Source organism: Streptomyces sp. NPDC001851 (assembly GCF_040297165.1).
In the GTDB taxonomy this organism is placed as follows: domain Bacteria; phylum Actinomycetota; class Actinomycetes; order Streptomycetales; family Streptomycetaceae; genus Streptomyces.
In genome coordinates this window covers 150,484-165,878 of the sequence record NZ_JBEOYR010000021.1, presented here as the reverse complement: position 1 = coordinate 165,878, position 15,395 = coordinate 150,484, and the positions used below count along the sequence as shown (strand labels likewise).

The following is a 15,395-nucleotide window of genomic DNA, read 5'->3' as shown; positions in this document are numbered from 1 at the left end:
GCCGACCGCGCGTATTCCTCCCGCGCCATCCGCAGCCACCTGCGACGCCGGGGCATCCGTGCCGTCATCCCCCAGCCGTCCGACCAGGTCGGCCATCGCCTGCGGCGAGGCCGACTCGGCGGCCGCCCACCCGGCTTCGACGCGGAGGCTTACAAGCAGCGCAACACCGTCGAGCGGTGCATCAACCGCCTCAAGCAGTGGCGCGGCCTGGCCACACGAACCGACAAGCTCGCGATCGCCTACCAAGCCGCACTGCACCTCGCAGGCATTCTCATCTGGACCCGGCACTGACCAAGGAGACAGAACCTAGGCCCGGATCGAGGACCCGGTCGTCTTCGAGGAGGACGGCGGCCCCTCCAGCCGCCTCCGCCTCCTCCAGCGCCCGAAGTTCCGCGTGCTCCTCGACCACGCGCGGCCGGACGACACCGTGCACGTCTCCGAGATGTTCCGCCTCGTACGCGGCACCGGGCGCATCCTCGACGTGCTCGACGCCCTCCACCGCGACCGCCTCGCCCTGCGTATCCACGACGGCGCGTTCTCCACGATGGACCTCACCGCCCGCCATCCGCGCACCGGAGAACTGCTGTCCACCGTGAAGTTCACGGTGCGGACCCTCGCCGCCGCCGGCGAACTCCAGCGGGAGCCGACCTACGACGGACTGCGGGCCGCCGAGGCCAACGGCAGCAAGGGCGGACGCGGCCCCGCCGTCCCGGCCGGCAACCGACGTCGTACGCACCGCGTACCTGGAAGGCCGCTCCATCGCCGCCCTCGCCCGCGACCACGGCGTCGGCCGCGGCGCGATCCGCACGGCAATCGCCGACCTCCTGCCCGACCACACCGCCATCGAGGAGGACGCCCCCGCCCCGGAGCTTCCGGTCACCCCGATATGCCGCGCAAGGCCGCCGACTTCCTCCGCTCGGCCGACCTGGCCCCGTAGTCCTACCCCTGACCCCAGCCGCAAAGTAGTCAGACGATCACGTGCCCGCCGCGGTGGCGGTCTGCTCGTCGTGGTCGCGGAGCATCCGCATGACGGTGGCGGGCGAGGGGTGCTGGCCCCTCGTCGCGCCCGTCGTGATGACGAGCCGCTTGGCGATGTCGCGGAGGCTCATCGACTGGTCGCGCAGGGGGACATCGGGCAGCCATGCGATTCCACGCGCTTGAAGTCGACGCTCACGACCGACGACCGTTTCATGAGGGCGTTTCAGGCATCCAGCCATGCAACACCTCATGAACGTGCCGCCAGGAGCGGGTGTGGGCTGGATCACCGTTGAGGTTGACCTCGGGTCAGGGTGGAGGCTCATCGCATCGGCACGACGCCGATCCGGGCACCACCGATCTGAAGGGGCAAACATGTTCACCAACATCTCCGGGAAGGGCCACGATCGTCCGGAACTGCAGGAGGCGATCGAGGAGTTGGCCGGGTCCGGTTTTCTCGGGATCCAGCTGCGGGTGAACGACGAGCAGGGCGAGTGGGCCGGCAGCGCCGGTGTGCGCGAGCTGGGTCAGAGCGCCAAGGCGCTGACGGACGGGCATTTCCGCATCGGCAGCAGCACCAAGAGCTTCGTCGCGACCTCGGTGCTGCTGCTGGTGGCCGAGGGCAGAATAGGCCTGGACGCCCCGGTCGATGACTACCTGCCCGAGTTCGCGGTTGACCGGCGGATCACGGTGCGGATGCTGCTGCAGCACACCAGCGGGATCTTCAACCAAACCGGCGAGCTCTACGAGGACGGGACGATCGTGCTGGGGGTCCCCTGGCGGGGCAAGGAGTGGGTGGACAACCGGTTCAAGACCTACCTGCCCGAGGAGCTGGTGCGGCTGTCGTTGTCCAAGCCGGCGCGGTTCGCGCCAGGGACGGGCTGGAGCTACGCCAACACCAACTACGTGCTGGCCCGCCTGGTGGTCGAGAAGGTGACGGGCCGTGCGTTCGCCGAGGAGTTGCGGCGGCTGATCCTCGGGCCGCTGGGGATGACCGGCACCGTGGCGCCGGGCGCCTCGCCGGCGATCCCCGCACCGCACAACCACGGCTACTACCGCTACGAGGACGCCGGGCAGGAGCGGACCGTCGATGTCACCCGTCAGAACCCGTCCTGGGTCGGAGCCGGTGGTGACATGATCTCGACCACCCGGGACCTGCACACGTACTTTTCCGCGCTGATGGGCGGCAAGCTACTGCCGGCCGAGCTGCTGGCCGAGATGCGCACACCGGAGGCGACCGCCGGCTACGGCCTGGGGATGTTCGCGCAGGAAACGGAGAGCGGCACCGTCTTCCACCACAACGGCGCCACCATGGGCTCGGCGGCGCTGATGTACAGCAACTCCGACGGCAGCACGACCCTGACCGCCGGGCTGACCTGGGTGGACGACGCCGAGATGTCGATAGCACCGGCATTCCAGAGCGCCCAACAGCGCTTCCTCGCCGAGGTGTTCTGCGGCAAGCTGGGCCGATGAGGAATGGAGTCACGATCGGGCAGGCGGCGGCGTTCGTCGGCGTCACGGTGAAGACGGTGCGGCACTATCACAAGCTCGGGCTGGTCGCGGAGCCGGAACGTGACAGCTCCGGCTACCGGCGATACGGATCCGGCGAGCTGCTGCAACTGGTGCAGGTACGCACGCTGGCCGCCGCAGGCGTGCCGCTCGCCGAGATCGGGCCGATGCTCGACGCCGACGCCACGCGGTTCGGAGCCGCGCTTGCAGACGTCGAGCAACAGCTCACCGAACGCATCGATGAGCTGGTCGCCCGCCGTGACACACTGCACCGGCTCGCCGACGGCGACCGGGCCCTGCTGCCCGACCGTGCCTGCGCAGTCCTGGACCGGATGTCCGGCCTCGGCTTCGGCCCCGACTACGTGGCCGCGCAACGCGAGGCCCTGGTCCTGGCCCGGGCGCTGGTGCCGGAGGGCTTCGACGGCTTCCTGACCCAGCTCGAACACGGCCTCGACGACCCCGAGTACGTCGACCTGGCCAGGCGCGGCTGGGAGGCGGAGACCTGGGAACTGGACGACCCGAGGATCGAGGAACTCGCGACCGCGATGGCCGACCGCTACCTCGCCAATCCCGCGCTGCTGGGGGATCACGCCAGCCTGCGGGCATGGGCCAGGGCTTCGGCCCAGTACAAGCTGATCAACAACCATCGCGAGGACCAGACACCGGTCGCGGCGCGGCTGACCGCGCTCACCGAGGCCAAGCTCCGCGCCGCGGGCGTACCCGTGCCGCACCGATGACGGAATCCTTGTGCCACCGAGAACGGCGCGCGTCGTGGCAGATCCGCGGCCGCCGTGGAGCCGCACCCCACGATCTAACCTGGCTTGGTGCCAGGAACCGTTCGGCCGACGCCTTACACCACCGATGCCCGGAAAGGATCAGTGGGAATGATCTCCACGTCATCGAAGAGTTGCTCCAACGCCTCATGACCCTCGTGCCTGCGGAAGTCGATTTCGGCGGCCGTCACGGGCAGGGCCCACAGAAGGCGGGCGTGCCCCCGGGCAGCGGACAGTGCTCAAGGCCAGGCCCGTGGAGATAGGGCAGGCTGATCAGCAGGTGGTCGCAGGTCGAGCCGGGCACCCATGGTTCACCGATCGGCATGCTGTGCTCCAGATCGAGCTGATGCCCTCCGCAGTGGTAGCAGGCGATCATGGCCATGAGGTCGATGAACCGCCGGTCGCGGACGCGTGCGGTCATGACGAACTCAAGCCCGTGACCGTCCTTCTCCATCGCGGCCCAACACCCGGCGGTCACATAGGCCCAACTGGCACTGCGCGGACCGGGGTCTACAACGAGAACTCGCAGGTCGGGCACAGCCTCGCGCCGTTCCGACCCAAGGTCGCAGACGACGACCTCCACGGAATGCCCATAGCAGTCCCAAAGCCGGTCTACCGAAGACGATGAGGGCCATCGGCGCCAGGCCGGGGGAGGGGTGCCGTTGCGCGAGGGCTCTCGACGGCACCGACTGACCAGTACCACGGTGACGTCATCGCCTTGGTCATCAACGTCCGCGGCCCGGCTGGCCCTGTCACTGCTCAAGAGCAGCACCTGCGCCTTGTTGACCAGCAGATCCTTGCCCACGTGACCAACAGGCTCAGGCCCATTGTGGGCATTGCTGCGCGCGGTGCCGCCGCTGCGGCGGTCTTCAACGAGGCCGTAGGACGTCCTCCGCTGGCACGGTCGCGTGGCCTGCTGACGGCCGGTAGTCGTCGACGGTCATGGAGTTGTAGAGGCGTGCGCTCTTGGTGGTGAGGCGGAGGAGGGCGCGGCTGGGGCCCGCGGGCAGGGCGGAGATCAGGCGGGCGCCCTGGGCCAGTCCCTGCACGCCGAGACGTGAGGTGGGGATCAGGGTCTTCGCCGCGCTCAGCGCGACCGCACGGCTGCCACGCACGTGCTCCGCCATCACGCGCTCGTAGGCGGGGAAGGCGCGCTCGTGATCGCCGCCCGCGCGCGCCAGCTCTCCGGCGAGGACGTACGCGCCGACGACGGCCAGGGTGGTGCTGCCGCCGACAGCCGGACCGGGGCAGTAGCCCGCGTCGCCGACGAGCGTCACCCTCCCCCGCGACCAGGTGTCCATGCGGAGCTGGGTGATCGAGTCGAAGTAGAACGCCGGGGTACGGTCGAGTTCGTCCAGCCAGCGGTCCACGTGGGCGTGCATGCCGGCGAACGCACCGCGCAGCAGCTCCTTGTGCCGGGGCACGTCGTGGTGGTGGCAGTCGAGTTCACGCTCGCTGCGGAACAGGAACAACGCCCGCGCTTCGCCGAGGTGCCGCGCGCCGTACATGCCGGCGGTGCGGCCGACGCCGACGTGGATGAGGAGCTCGCCGTCGAGGTCGGAGATGTTCGGCAGGGTCAGCACCCCGAAGTAGGCCCCGGTGAAGGCGCTGAAGCGGGACTCGTCGCCGAAGACGTGGCGGCGCACGTTGGAGTGCAGCCCGTCCGCGCCGACGACCAGGTCGAAGCGGCGCGGCGCGGCCTCTTCGAACCGCACCTCGCCATCGGGCGAGATCGCGGTGATCGAGTCGCCGAAGATGTACTCGACGTCGTCGCGTGTGGCGTCGTAGTAGGTCTCGCTCAGGTCGTCGCGCATGATCTCGACGTGCCGGTCGGATGCGGCGCTGAAGATCTTGGAGAGGTCCGCCCGGACGGGACGCCGTGCGCCCTCCCGGTAGACGGTCATCCGGTTCGTGCCGGTGGCCTGCTCCTCGATACGCGGGAGCACGCCCATCTTCTCCGAGATGTTCATCGCGGGCCGGAACAGGTCGACCGCGTGGCCGCCGGTCCTGCGCAGAGCCGGCGCACGCTCGACGACGGTGACGGAGAAGCCGTGCCTGGTGAGCCAGTAGGCCAGCACCGGACCGGCAACACTGGCGCCGGAGACGAGAATCCGCATGGCACTCCTCGTTCTCATTCAGTCCGCCCGTACGGCGTGGATCGCGGTGAAGGCCAGCAGGGCGGCGGCGGTCCGCGGGGGATCCTCGAGTATGGGTGAGTGCCCGAGACCGGACAGCAGCTCGACCTTTGCGCCCGGAGCGGCGCGGTAGTCGGAGGCAGATGCGGATCGCCATCTGCGGTCGTCCTCGCCGAAGACCACCAGGAGCGGCTTTCCCAGAACCGTCAGCCGATCCGGAAGCGTCCGCTGCTCCAGATAGGAGCGGGTGGCCCCCATCGACGTGGTGAGCGAGTGGTACGTCATACCGCGCACATCGTCCAGGAGTTCTTCCGGGATCTGATAGCCCGCGCGGCTGAAGCCCGTGCTCGCGAACTGCCGGAGTTGCTCGTCGGTAGGCGGCCACTGCGAGAGGCCGATTGCGGCGGACTTCGATGCGATGAAGGCGTCCAGGCTGGGGCCGGTGTTGACCAGCGCGAGCGCGGTCACCAGGTCGGGCCGCTGTTCGGCGAGGGCGGTGGCGACCACGCCGCCGCTGGAATGACCGACGACCACGGCGTGGTCGACGCCGAGCCGGTCCAGTACCGCTCCGGCCCGGCGTGCCTGGTCCGGGATCGCGTAGCTCCGGTCGGCCGGTTTGGCCGACCGGCCGTGCCCGAGCAGGTCGATCCGGACGACGCGGTGAGATGTGGTCAGCAGCGGAACCATCGGGTTCCACGAGCGGGTCGAGGATGCGGACCCGTGGATGAGTAGGAGCGCGGGGGCGTCGCGGGGGCCGTCCTGGCACACGTGGATGTCGCCGTCGTCCAGCGACAGGGTCCCACTCTCGGTGGCCTCGGCGCCGCCGTTCACGTGCGGTCCGCCGTCAGAAACAGTCATGAGCCCACTGTCTCCGCCAGTACGTACCGGTGGATTGGACGAATGTTCCCCTCAGCCGGCCCGCGTAGCATGGGATGATGCAGGCTTTTGTGCACGACGCGGCTGTGTGGGGCGTGGAGTGCCCGCGGCTGCCCAGCCGGGTGGCCGGTGTCACCATGGCCGGGTTCAGTGTCCGTGACCTGGACGCGCTCCGGATAGTCCCGCACCCGGCTGTGACGCTGCTCCTGGAGTTCGGCGCCGGTTCGCCCGTCCTTGACTGTGCCGCAGGGCGGCAGCAGCGGGGAAGCCTCGTCGCCGGGCCCGGGCTCGGCTCCGCGGGCGCGGTCCGGGCACGGGGAGAGAACGTCGAGTGCGTACAGGTGCGCCTGTCCCCGGTGATCGCACGCGCGATTCTGGGCACCTCCCCCGCCGACCTCGACGGCGGCGTCGTGTCGCTGGGCGACCTGTGGGGCCGGGAGGCGTCACGGATCCGCGAGCAACTCGGCGATGTCTCGTCCTGGCAGGATCGCTTCGTGTTGACGGACGCGCTGCTCGCCCGGCGGCATGAGGCGGGGCCGCCGGTGGACCCGGAGGTGTCCTGGGCCTGGCACCGGATCGTTGTCAGCCGTGGCCTGATCCGGGTGGATGGACTCGCGGCCGAGGTCGGGTGGAGCCGTAAGCGGCTGTGGTCCCGGTTCCGGTCACAGCTCGGCCTGCCGCCCAAACGCGCCGTGAAGCTGGTCCGTTTCGACCATGCCGCCCACCGCCTGGTCGCGGGTGAGGGCGCGGCCCACGTTGCCGCCGACACCGGCTACGCCGACCAGTCCCACCTGCATCGGGACGTCATGGCGTTCACCGGGGCAACCCCCGCGACCGTGGCCGGCGAGCCGTTCCTCGCCGTTGACGACGTCGCCTGGCCCAGCCGCGGAACAACCGCCACGACACACGTCCCCACGGAGCACCGGCCCGGTCGCCGGCCGGAGGCGAGACGGCCACCGCTGTGAAGTCGCCTGCCATCGGACTCCTTCAGCTGTGCGTCGTGAAACCCACCTTCACCGGCAGCACCTGGTAGAGCCGCAAGATCGCCCGTGATTGCGGCTGGTGACACGAAGCGGTGATGACAGGAGCCGCGGTGCTCGACGCGGCGGTGGTGACCGGGACGGCGGCGATTGGGGTAGCAGTGATCTCGCCGAAGGGCGCGCCCATGGTGGCGAGTCAGCCAGGCGGGCGGCCGATGTCGCCTGCCGCGCGGCCTCCTTGATGCCGTTTGAACCGGCTCACTGTCGAGCATCAAGGCTGCCTCCCACACCCCGGCACCGACCGCAGCCCCGTGGCACAGCGCCAAGTCGGCGATCAGGGACGTTTCCCGACGCTGCGCATCGCCGCGCGCGGCGGCGGTGGCTTCACCGCCTCAGTCTGGTCGCGCGAAGGCCTGCCCCCGCCAGTTGCAGCGCCCGCGCGACGCCGAACCTCTGGCGGCCGGATCCGCCTGGGGAAAAGAGCGGCAGGGTCCCCCTGGTACGCGATACGGTGCGCCGATGTCAGCGATCAAGAAGTTCCAAGTCACCTTTGACTGCGCAGAACCTGAGCGCCTCGCTCGTTTCTGGTGCGAGGTGTTGGGGTACGTCACACCGCCGCCACCGGAGGGATTCACCACCTGGGAGGACTTCAACCGCACCCTGCCCCCTGAGAAGCGGGGATCATGGTTCGCCTGCAGTGATCCCTCAGGTGTGGGTCCGCGCCTGTACTTCCAGCGCGTTCCCGAAGGCAAGATCGTCAAGAACCGGGTGCATCTCGACGTCCGGGTCGGCACCGGGCTCGTGGGGGACGAGCGCCTCGCCGCGCTCGAAGCCGAGTGCGCACGACTGGTCGCGCTTGGTGCGACCCACGTGCAAACGCTGTATGCCGATGAGGAAAACGAGTCGTGCATCCCCATGCTGGACATCGAGGGCAACGAATTCTGTATCGACTGAACATTCTCCGAGCCGGGGAGGCGGGGAGCCGCCTCCCCTAGGCCGCTCCCCTGTATGGAGCGGGCAGTCACACCGTGAGGGCCAGGTTGTACAGCCGGGCGATGCCGAGCATGGCGGTGTGAACGCTGTCGCCAACGCCGTCGCCTCAGACGGCAGTCACGAAGGAGCGTCGCCGGCCGCCGGCCGCCGGCCGCGATGACCGTGGCCCGGCCGACGGCGACGACGATTCGGGTATCGGCGTCGGTGACGACCTGGTGGTTGGCCGAGTACCGGTAGCTCTTCGACTGCTCGGCAACCGTGTGATCCCGCGCGGGCACTGGTGTGCCGTCGACGATCAGCACGGCGTCCCTACCGAACCGCTGACGGGGCCGAAGCGCACGCGACGGTCTGAGACCATGCGGTTGGCGGCCGACTTCGACATCCCCAGCAGCGGGGCGAGCTGCCGCAGCGCCGATCGACGCCAGCAGGACGTCGTCTCAGTTGGTCGATTAGGGAGCGGTCTCGGAGACGAGCTGAGCGACCTGCTGCCACAACTGCCACAAGCGAAGGTTGTCTGCTTCGTCGAGCTCTGGCAGGACCTGTTCCAGGTCGGAGAGCTTCCGGCGCAGGATTGTGAGACGCCATGCGTCGAGGCAACCGTTGTTGCTCAGCCAGGTCGTCACGCACCCGGCGATATCGGCATCGAGCATCACGAGGTCGATGCCTGCCCGCTCGGCTGTGTTGAGATGGGCGGGCCATGTCTCGTTCCGGATCTGTCGGAAGAGGCGGTCCACCACGGCTTCGGGCGTCTCGGATGCAGGCACGCCGCTCATCATCATGGAGCCGACGTCGGGGTGTCACCCGAGTTGAGGAAGCGGCGGCAGCAGATGCTGCCAGAGGGCTCGGTTCCTCAGACGTGGCACTCGGACGACGCACCGGAGATGCGACCTGTACCGGCTTCGATGATGATCAGGGTGACTGTGTGCGAGTTCCGCCCACGCAGCCAGAGCTGGACTTGCGCTTCTTTCATGGCGAGGTGGTTGGCCGGAGCAGGAGGGAGGAGGTTCCTTGGTCCATCTGGCTCGGGTTCCGCTGGAGGGCGGGGGCTCCATCCTGGTAGAGGCGTCGTCCACAGCGGATGGCCCTGTCAAGGCGGGCCGCGTTGAGGAGGCCGTCCGTGACCTTCCGGAGAGTCTTCAGGCGGCGTTGGCACCGGTCGGCACGGCGGCTCGCGCCGCGGTGAATCAGTTGCGCAAGGCGGGCCCTCATGAGATCACCGTCGAGTTCGGTGTCGACCTTGCGGTGGAAGCCGGGGCCGTGATCACCAGAGCAGGAGCCCATGCGCACCTCCACGTAACCGTACGGTGGGAGAAGGACGAGTTTCCGCCACCCAGCGATGACGGGAACGCAGGGTGACCCGATGAACGCGCCGGGACCTGGCTGGGAGAGCAGACGCGCACAACAGCTGCCCACTGCCGTGGCACAGGTGCTGGGCCGACGTGGGCAAGTGGCCGGCGCCGGGTTCCTGGTCGCTCAAGATCTCTTGGTGACCTGCGCACACGTCGTGCAAGCCGCCGGGTCCGCCCCGGGCGAGACGCTGCAACTGCTCTTCCCACACGCTGAAGGCGCTCCTGAGGTGCCGGGACAAGTCCTGGAGGAAACATGGCGTCCCCTGGACGAGGACGACGTGGCCATGGTGCGCCTGGCCAGCACACCGCCAGGCGTGACCGCGCTGCCCCTGGGCTCCGCTGAAGGCTGCCGCGGCCACCAGGTGCGCTCGTTCGGCTTCCCCGCTCAGGCCCCACCCGGCGGCCATTTCGGCTTCGGCGTGTGCGGTGACCTGTTGGGCGCTACCGGGGGCAGGGGAAGCCATCTACAACTGACCGGTGCCAACGACCTGACCACCGGGTTCAGCGGCGCGCCCGTACTCGACGAGGTGACTGGTCTGGTCATCGGCATGCTCACCGAGATCACCGCCCCGGACGCCCATGCGCGGGGCCAGGGCATCGCCTACGTCACCCCCGCGCAGACCCTCCGGGAGATCCGGCCCCAGCTGATCGAGCAGGAAGCGTCCCCGTACCGGGGGCTGGAGTCGTTCGAAGCCGAACACACCCGCTGGTTCCATGGCAGGCAGGACGCGGTACGGCAGGTGCTGGCGAGCCTGGCGCGCGGACGGCGGCTGACGCTGCTGCTGGGGCCCTCCGGTTCGGGCAAGACATCTCTGATCCAAGCCGGTGTGCTGCCCGCGCTGGCCGCGGGCGAGCTGCCGGGCAGCGACAGCTGGCTTCCCCTGGTCGTCCGTCCCAGGCAGGACCTGTCGGCGGAATGGGAGCGCGCCGGACTGTCCGGGGCCGGCTCCGACGGGCTCTCCGCAGCCGTCGACCGTACGCTCGCGGCCCATCCCACGCGACAGCGCCTCCTGCTCGTCGTGGACCAGCTTGAGGAACTGCTCACCCAACGGAGCACCGGCACACCGGACCACGCCCAGAGCGTCACGGAGCAGATGACTGCGGCGCTGGAGGACCACCACCGGTTGTCCGTGCTCCTCATCATGCGCGACGACTTCTATCCCCGGCTCGCCGCCGCAGCCCCTCGCCTCCTGGAGGCTGCGATGCCGGGGCTCCTCAACGTGCCGGCGGTGCTCAGCCGGCATGAACTGCACGACATCATCACGTTGCCCGCGGGCGACGCGGGAGCGCACTTCGAGCCGGGGCTGCCCGGGCACATCGTCACCCAAGTGCTGGCTGCCACTCCCGAAGGCACGGCCGCCGGCCAGGCACCGGCCACCATGCTCCCTCTCGTGGAAGTCACGTTGCACCAGCTGTGGGCGAGACGCCACGAGGGCTTTCTCACCCACGACGCCTATGAGCGAATCGGCGGGGTGACCGGCAGCCTCGCCACCTGGGCGGACAACGCTCTGGACGAGCTGGCACCGCACCAACGCCCCGTCGCCCAGCGCATCCTGACCTCATTGGTGCGCCCCGCGGACCCCGTCCACCACATTCCCGCCGTCCGCGCGCAGGTCCCCCTGCGGGAACTGCGCGACCTGGCGAGCGACCCCGGCACCGAGCCGGAGAGCGATAGCACCTTCGAGGAGGTCCTCGCCGCGCTGACCGCGCACCGCATCGTTACCACACACACGCCTGGAGCACCGCAGGACGCCGACGCACCGTCGGCGCAGCCCATGGCCGAACTGATCCACGACGCACTCATCCGCGACTGGGGCACGCTGCACGAGTGGGTCCGCCAGGACCACCGCTTCCAGGGATGGCTGGAACACGCCCGTGTCGCGCGGGCCCGCTGGGCCGAGACGTCCGATCCCGGCGACCTGCTCACCGGGACGGCACTCGCAGAGGGCCTCGAGTGGGCGCAGAAACGCCATCTGCCGACGGAGCTCACCGACTACCTCACCGCGAGCCGGCAACGCCAGCAGGAGGTCATCCGACGCAGCAGACGACTTAATGTGGTCCTGGCCACGGTGCTGGCCCTGGCCCTGGTCGCGGCGGGAGTAGCGGTGTGGCAGGGGCGGACAGCCAGGACCGAGCAGCGGGCCGACCTGTCGCGACAGACCGCCGCGAAGTCCGGTCAACTGATCCACACCGATCCCGATTTGGCGTCTCTGCTGGCCGTCCAGGCCTACCGTACGAGTCACACCCCCGAAGCCTTGGCGAGTCTGCAGGATGCTGCGGCTCTGCCGCTGCACCGCAGCCTTGTCGGCCACACGCGGCCGGTGTACTCGGTCGCATACAGCCCGGACGGCCGCACGCTCGCCACCGGCAGCACGGACGGCACGGCACGACTGTGGGACGTCTCCACCGGCACAACCCGACTCGTTCTGCGGGGCCACAGGAGCGAGGTGTGGTCGGTCGCCTTCTCCCCGGACGGACGCACCCTCGCCACCGGCAGCGCCGACCGCACGGCCCGTCTGTGGGACGTGGCGACGGGACACACCCGCAGAACCCTCACCGGCCACACGGACGGTCTCAACTCCGTGTCTTTCAGCCCAGACGGGCACACACTCGCCACCGGCGCCAACGACGACACCGCCCGTCTGTGGGACGTGGCCACCGGCAGGCCCCGGGCCGTCTTGCGGGGGCACAGCGACTGGGTGTACTCGGTATCGTTCAACCCGGACGGCCGCACTCTTGCCACCGCTGCCAAAGACGACACGGCCCGTCTGTGGGATACGGCCACTCATAAGACCGCGGCCGTCCTCACAGGCCACACGGCGCCCGTTTGGACCGCCAAGTTCAGCCCCGACGGGCGCACCCTTGCCACCGGTAGCGAGGACACCAGCGTGCGGCTGTGGGACGTGACCACCCGGACCACCCGTAAAATCCTGAACGGCCATACAGATGCCGCATGGGCGCTGGCGTTCAGTCAGGACGGCCGCACGCTCGCCACCGGAAGCGCGGACCAGACCGCACGGCTGTGGGATGTGGCCACCGGCACCGACCGCGACGTCCTCGCCGGGCACACAGGAGCGGTGGAGGCAGTCGTGTTCGGCCCGAACGGGCACACGCTCGCCACCGGAAGCGACGACAAGACCGTCCGGTTGTGGAACCTCCGCAGCGGCAGGACGCGCAGAGTCATCACTGGTCATACCGGCGTGGTCGAGGCCGTCGTGTTCAGTCCGGACGGGCACCTGCTCGCCACCGGCAGCAGCGATCGGACGGTGCGGTTGTGGGACGCGGCCTCGGGCCTGGACCGCGGCACCCTTCCTGGGACAACCCGAGCGGTGAACACGGTCGCGTTCAGTCCGGACGGGCGTCTGCTAGCCGCTGGTGGCGATGACCAGAACGTACGGTTGTGGGACGTGGCCTCGGGAAAAGCCGTCGGCATGCTTCCTGGGAACTCCGGAGCCGTGTTGGCGGTGGCGTTCAGTCCTGATGGCCGCACCCTCGCCACCGGCACCGCCTACAACGTCGCGCAGCTGTGGGAAGTGGCCGCACGCAAGGTCCGCCGCTCGATCACCGTCACTCCAGGGGCGGGCTTCGTGGTGCACTCGGTGGCGTTCAGCCCGAACGGACGGACACTCGCCACAGCCCTCGGCGACACCACCGTGCGCTTGTGGGACGTGGCCACGGGCAGGCATGGCGCCACGTTCACCGGCCACACGAACGTGGTGTGGTCGATGGCGTTCAGTCCGGACGGTCGCACTCTTGCCACGGGAAGCGAGGACCTGACCGCCCGCTTGTGGGACGTGGCCACCGCCAGGACCCGTGACACGCTGACAGGTCACACCGGTCCGGTGCATTCGGTGGCGTTCAGCCCGGACGGTCACACCCTGGCCACCGGAAGCAACGACCAGACGGTGCGATTGTGGGACGTGGGCACGGGACAGGTCCGCGCCACATTCGCCGGCCACACGGGTCCGGTGTGGCCCGTCGCGTTCCGGCGCGGCGGACGCGTGCTCGCCTCCGCGGGGGACGACCGAACCGTACGTCTGTGGGACACGGACCTCCCGAAGCCCGGGGCGGCTGTCCGCGCCGTCTGCCAGAACCTGGGCCGCGATCTCACCCAGGATGAGCGGGCGGCCTTTCTGCCCGGACTGTCAGCTGGGCGGGTGTGCCCGTGACTCCCCACGACGAGTTCGAACACCTGGTCCACCCGCCGGCGGCTGCACCACCCGGCACACCGACGAGGAGTGGACCGGGTTCCTGGGCCACTTCGAGCGGCGCAAGGTCTCGATCGGCACCTGCCGCCGCTCGTTCAGCACCCCCTGCATCCACGAACACGCCTGCGTCCGCTGCCCGATGCTCTGGCCCGACCCCGCCCAACGCGCTCTCCTCGTCGAGATCCGCGACAACCTCCTTGCCCCCATCGCCGAAGCAGAGCGTGAAAGCCGGCTCGGCGAGGTCGAAGGACTCAAGGCCGGACTCGCCGGCGCTGAGGATAAGCTCGCACAAATCGACCGGCGTTCCCAGCAACGAACCGTCGTCGGTCTCGGCATCCCCACGACCAGGAGCGACGCCCAGTGAGCACCGATTCAGATCAAAGGGAACCAGAGCGTGACCTGAGTACTTGGCCAGTCGAACGCCTCCAAGCGTTCGCTGCCGACGCTCACGGCTGGTCGCAACTCGAATTGGTCCGCGTTGTTGCCCAGCAACACGCCTACGACTCCAGCGAGCCCCGCGAAGTGCGTCGGCACTGGGCTGAGCTGTCGCTGCTGGCGAACCGGCGCATGCTCGGCGACGGAGCAGAGGGATCAGCGCGCGAGCTCCAGCAGCAATTCATGCTGCGAACGTGGGTGATCGCACACCTAGGTCCCGAGGACGAGAACTCCGACTGGCGTCCAGAAGAGTTGGCCGCCGACACACTCGCCGCACCGGCGATGTCGCCATCAGATGCGGCGACCCTCGCCACCAACTGGCACCAGCTTCCCATCGAACAGATCCGCGAGCTGCGGCGGCACAAGAACCTGACAGGGCACCTGAAGTGGCTCATCGGCCATCTGCAGCCCGGCCCAAAGCGTGATCGGCTTCTTCCCTGGATCGAGACACGCCAACTGCTGCCCTGATCACCATAGGGCTGAACTTCATTACTCAGGATCGAAGTTCAGAGAATACGGGGTCGGCGTTGATATCTGCCCTCCGCTTCGCGGCAATTGAAAGGGCGTTGTGGAGAAGGCGAATCACTCCGTTGTCCAACGCTGGTGGCGCACGGTCCCGGACGGCATCAGCATCGAGGCCGGACAGAACGGGATCGACAAGCTCGCCGTCCAGATGGACGGCCGCCGGCGCAAGCTCGATGTCCGGCTGCAGCGGCGAGCCCAGCGTCACCCAGCGACGGACTATCGACCACGGTCGGCAAGCTCGCCGAAGCCGAGCCACTGCTGGAGCTGCCGACCCGGCCGTTCCCGGCCGAGTTGGAGCAGTCCCGCACCGTCAGCCCGCAGGCACTGGTCTCCTTCGCCGGGAACTTCTACTCGGTGCCGCCCGGACTGGCCGGCGCCCAGGTGACCGTTCGCACCCGGCTCGGCGAGCACATCCTGCATGTGATCACGGCCGGGCGGGCGATCGTCGCCCAGCACCACCGGGCACCGGACGGGGCCGGGTCCCGTCGCTACCAGCAGCTGCGAGGCGAGGCCACCTGTCCTACCTCGAACTCAACGACGCCGCCGAGGCTCTGCCCCGCGTCCTGGACCAGGCCCGAGCCGAGCGGATGACACAGGCACTGGCGCCCACGGACGCACAGGGCGTTCCTGCCGCCCG

18 protein-coding genes and 1 pseudogene are annotated in these 15,395 nt (G+C 69.2%); 11 read left to right on the top strand and 8 right to left on the bottom strand.

The window, feature by feature from the left end:
• A partial coding sequence (locus ABT171_RS28755) for a transposase (protein WP_351248742.1) occupies positions 1–291 on the top strand: 291 nt, incomplete at its 5' end.
• 25 nt (positions 292–316) lie between these two features.
• Positions 317–937 carry a recombinase family protein gene (locus tag ABT171_RS28750; RefSeq protein WP_351248762.1) on the top strand — a complete coding sequence of 207 codons (621 nt, stop codon included), beginning with the start codon at positions 317–319 and terminating at the stop codon, positions 935–937.
• Positions 938–974: 37 nt separating this feature from the next.
• Here ABT171_RS28750 and ABT171_RS28745 read toward each other — a convergent pair whose 3' ends face one another.
• The gene (locus tag ABT171_RS28745; RefSeq protein WP_351248740.1) at positions 975–1,109 is read right to left on the bottom strand and encodes a hypothetical protein; all 135 of its coding nucleotides are present in this window, start codon (positions 1,107–1,109) and stop codon (positions 975–977) included.
• A gap of 241 nt (positions 1,110–1,350) precedes the next feature.
• Between ABT171_RS28745 and ABT171_RS28740 the strand changes: the two genes are divergently transcribed.
• Together ABT171_RS28740 and ABT171_RS28735 are read left to right on the top strand one after the other, a co-directional pair.
• Complete coding sequence (locus tag ABT171_RS28740; protein WP_351248738.1) at positions 1,351–2,448, top strand: serine hydrolase domain-containing protein; 1,098 nt, start codon at positions 1,351–1,353, stop codon at positions 2,446–2,448.
• Complete coding sequence (locus tag ABT171_RS28735; protein ID WP_351248736.1) at positions 2,445–3,221, top strand: MerR family transcriptional regulator; 777 nt, start codon at positions 2,445–2,447, stop codon at positions 3,219–3,221. The genes ABT171_RS28740 and ABT171_RS28735 overlap by 4 nt, the downstream gene beginning before the upstream one ends.
• A gap of 223 nt (positions 3,222–3,444) precedes the next feature.
• Here the strand turns inward: ABT171_RS28735 and ABT171_RS28730 are convergent, their stop codons facing one another.
• The 3 genes from ABT171_RS28730 to ABT171_RS28720 all read right to left on the bottom strand — a co-directional run bounded on the left by ABT171_RS28730 (position 3,445) and on the right by ABT171_RS28720 (position 6,250).
• Positions 3,445–4,062, bottom strand: coding sequence for a suppressor of fused domain protein (locus ABT171_RS28730; RefSeq protein WP_351248734.1), 618 nt, complete (start codon positions 4,060–4,062; stop codon positions 3,445–3,447).
• A gap of 64 nt (positions 4,063–4,126) precedes the next feature.
• Positions 4,127–5,374 (bottom strand): FAD-dependent monooxygenase, encoded by a 1,248-nt coding sequence (locus ABT171_RS28725; RefSeq protein ID WP_351248732.1) that lies wholly within the window; start codon positions 5,372–5,374, stop codon positions 4,127–4,129.
• Between the two features lie 18 nt (positions 5,375–5,392).
• Positions 5,393–6,250 carry an alpha/beta fold hydrolase gene (locus ABT171_RS28720; RefSeq protein WP_351248730.1) on the bottom strand — a complete coding sequence of 286 codons (858 nt, stop codon included), beginning with the start codon at positions 6,248–6,250 and terminating at the stop codon, positions 5,393–5,395.
• A 77-nt stretch (positions 6,251–6,327) separates the two neighbouring features.
• Here ABT171_RS28720 and ABT171_RS28715 point away from each other — a divergent pair, with 77 nt between their 5' ends.
• A complete protein-coding gene (locus ABT171_RS28715; protein WP_351248728.1) occupies positions 6,328–7,233 on the top strand; it encodes a helix-turn-helix domain-containing protein in 906 nt (301 codons plus the stop codon).
• 22 nt (positions 7,234–7,255) lie between these two features.
• On the opposite strand, the gene ABT171_RS28710 is transcribed toward ABT171_RS28715, so the two are convergent.
• Positions 7,256–7,435 carry a hypothetical protein gene (locus ABT171_RS28710; protein WP_351248726.1) on the bottom strand — a complete coding sequence of 60 codons (180 nt, stop codon included), beginning with the start codon at positions 7,433–7,435 and terminating at the stop codon, positions 7,256–7,258.
• Positions 7,436–7,767: 332 nt separating this feature from the next.
• Here ABT171_RS28710 and ABT171_RS28705 point away from each other — a divergent pair, with 332 nt between their 5' ends.
• The gene (locus tag ABT171_RS28705) at positions 7,768–8,202 is read left to right on the top strand and encodes a VOC family protein (protein ID WP_351248724.1); all 435 of its coding nucleotides are present in this window, start codon (positions 7,768–7,770) and stop codon (positions 8,200–8,202) included.
• Between the two features lie 67 nt (positions 8,203–8,269).
• Here the strand turns inward: ABT171_RS28705 and ABT171_RS41980 are convergent.
• Both ABT171_RS41980 and ABT171_RS28695 read right to left on the bottom strand, forming a co-directional pair.
• A pseudogene (locus tag ABT171_RS41980) lies at positions 8,270–8,701 on the bottom strand (IS5/IS1182 family transposase); the annotation flags it as partial.
• Complete coding sequence (locus ABT171_RS28695; protein ID WP_351248722.1) at positions 8,691–9,005, bottom strand: hypothetical protein; 315 nt, start codon at positions 9,003–9,005, stop codon at positions 8,691–8,693. The pseudogene ABT171_RS41980 and the gene ABT171_RS28695, both read right to left, overlap by 11 nt.
• 244 nt (positions 9,006–9,249) lie before the next feature.
• On the opposite strand from ABT171_RS28695, the gene ABT171_RS28690 reads away from it, so the two are divergent.
• Genes ABT171_RS28690 through ABT171_RS28675 form a run of 4 tightly spaced genes read left to right on the top strand, consistent with a single transcriptional unit; the run spans position 9,250 to position 14,701 of the window.
• Entirely contained in the window at positions 9,250–9,597 is a 348-nt protein-coding gene (locus ABT171_RS28690) for a CU044_2847 family protein (RefSeq protein WP_351248721.1), read from the top strand.
• Positions 9,578–13,759, top strand: a complete 4,182-nt coding sequence (locus tag ABT171_RS28685; protein ID WP_351248719.1) for an nSTAND1 domain-containing NTPase — start codon at positions 9,578–9,580, stop codon at positions 13,757–13,759. The genes ABT171_RS28690 and ABT171_RS28685 overlap by 20 nt, the downstream gene beginning before the upstream one ends.
• A complete protein-coding gene (locus ABT171_RS28680) occupies positions 13,707–14,162 on the top strand; it encodes a hypothetical protein (RefSeq protein WP_351248717.1) in 456 nt (151 codons plus the stop codon). Before ABT171_RS28685 ends, ABT171_RS28680 begins: the two co-directional genes overlap by 53 nt.
• Positions 14,159–14,701, top strand: coding sequence for a hypothetical protein (locus ABT171_RS28675; RefSeq protein WP_351248715.1), 543 nt, complete (start codon positions 14,159–14,161; stop codon positions 14,699–14,701). Before ABT171_RS28680 ends, ABT171_RS28675 begins: the two co-directional genes overlap by 4 nt.
• A 25-nt stretch (positions 14,702–14,726) precedes the next feature.
• Here ABT171_RS28675 and ABT171_RS28670 read toward each other — a convergent pair whose 3' ends face one another.
• A complete protein-coding gene (locus ABT171_RS28670) occupies positions 14,727–14,963 on the bottom strand; it encodes a hypothetical protein (protein WP_351248713.1) in 237 nt (78 codons plus the stop codon).
• An 86-nt stretch (positions 14,964–15,049) separates the two neighbouring features.
• Between ABT171_RS28670 and ABT171_RS28665 the strand changes: the two genes are divergently transcribed.
• Positions 15,050–15,349 carry a Mu transposase domain-containing protein gene (locus ABT171_RS28665; protein WP_351248711.1) on the top strand — a complete coding sequence of 100 codons (300 nt, stop codon included), beginning with the start codon at positions 15,050–15,052 and terminating at the stop codon, positions 15,347–15,349.
• Positions 15,350–15,395 lie beyond the last annotated feature (46 nt).